Below are 1,453 nucleotides of genomic sequence, written 5' to 3' on the forward strand. Positions count from 1 at the left end.
GGGCGTGTCAGGTCTGCTGTGTAAGTGCGTGACTCCGAAGCTGAGCCCTCATGGCTCGGAGAGGACACGCAGTGACAGACGCAGTGCAGTCGCCGGTGGTCGACGATGGTGCGGTGCCGGCCGAGAAGCCTCGAGGACGGGTGGGCCGGCCTCGCCGTGACGGCGGGGAGCAACCGCTGGTCTCACCGGACCTGGCGCGCCGGCTGGTGACCCAGGCCCGCGAGGAAGGCCTGGACATCGCCGGGGACTCCGGGCTGCTGGGACAGATGATGAAGTCGGTGCTGGAGGCCGCCCTGGCCGAGGAGCTGACCGACCATCTGGGCTACGAGTCCGGCGACGCGGCCGGTCGCGGCTCGGGCAACTCGCGCAACGGCAGCACGCCCAAGACGCTGCTGACCGAGGCCGGGCCGGTGGCGCTGGAGACACCGCGGGATCGGGCCGGCACGTTCACCCCGCAGATCGTGCGCAAGGGCCAGCGCCGGCTGGATGGCATCGACAAGATCGTCCTCGGCCTCTACGCGAAGGGCATGAGCACCCGCGACATCACCGCGCACCTGGCCGAGATCTACGACGTCGACGTCTCCCCGGACCTGATCAGCAAGATCACCGACGCGGTGCACGCCGAGGTCGCCGAGTGGCAGTCCCGCCCGCTCAACAGCGTCTATCCGGTGATCTTCCTCGACGCGCTGGTCTGCAAGGTCCGCGACGGCGGCAGCGTGCGGAACAAGGCCGCGCACCTGGCCGTCGGGGTCGACGCCGAGGGCCGCAAGGAGGTCCTGGGCATCTGGGTGGAGACCACCGAGGGCGCCAAGTTCTGGCTGCGGGTGATGAACGAACTCAAGGCCCGCGGAGTCGTCGACGTGCTCATCGCCGTCTGCGACGGGCTGACCGGGCTGCCCGAGGCGATCACCGCGGTCTGGCCCGAGACGGTGGTGCAGACCTGCATCGTGCATCTGGTCCGGGCCTCGCTGCGCTGGGTCAACTACAACGACCGCAAGAAGGTCGCCGCGCTGCTGCGCACCATCTACAGCGCGCCGACCGAGGCCGCCGCCCGCGCCGAGCTCGAGGCGCTGGCCGAGTCCGACTTCGGCCGGAACAATCCCGCGGTCATCCGCCGCTGGCGCGACTCCTGGGAGCGGGTCATTCCGCTGTTCGACTTCGCCCCCGAGGTCCGCAAGGTCATCTACACCACGAACATGATCGAGAGCATCAACAGTCAGCTGCGCCGCAGCACCCGCAACCGCGGCCACTTCCCCTCCGACGAGGCCCTGATCAAGGTCCTCTACCTGGCCTGCAAGGAGATGGGCCGCACTACCACCCGGGCCACCGCCGGCCGCGGCAGCGGCGCCTGGAAGACAGCACTCAACCAGTTCGACATCATGTTCCCGGGCCGGCTCGACCTGGCCTGACCCATCACCGAGTCAGGCACTTACACAGGCCAGCTGACACACCC

At 69.2% G+C, this 1,453-nt stretch carries 1 protein-coding gene; it reads left to right on the forward strand.

The annotated features are described in order from the left end of the window. The first annotated feature begins 140 nt into the window (after positions 1-140). Entirely contained in the window at positions 141-1,409 is a 1,269-nt protein-coding gene (locus MY526_RS26915) for an IS256 family transposase (protein WP_436705486.1), read from the forward strand. Positions 1,410-1,453 lie beyond the last annotated feature (44 nt).

Source organism: Geodermatophilus sp. CPCC 205761, assembly GCF_051383655.1.
Classification (GTDB): domain Bacteria; phylum Actinomycetota; class Actinomycetes; order Mycobacteriales; family Geodermatophilaceae; genus Geodermatophilus.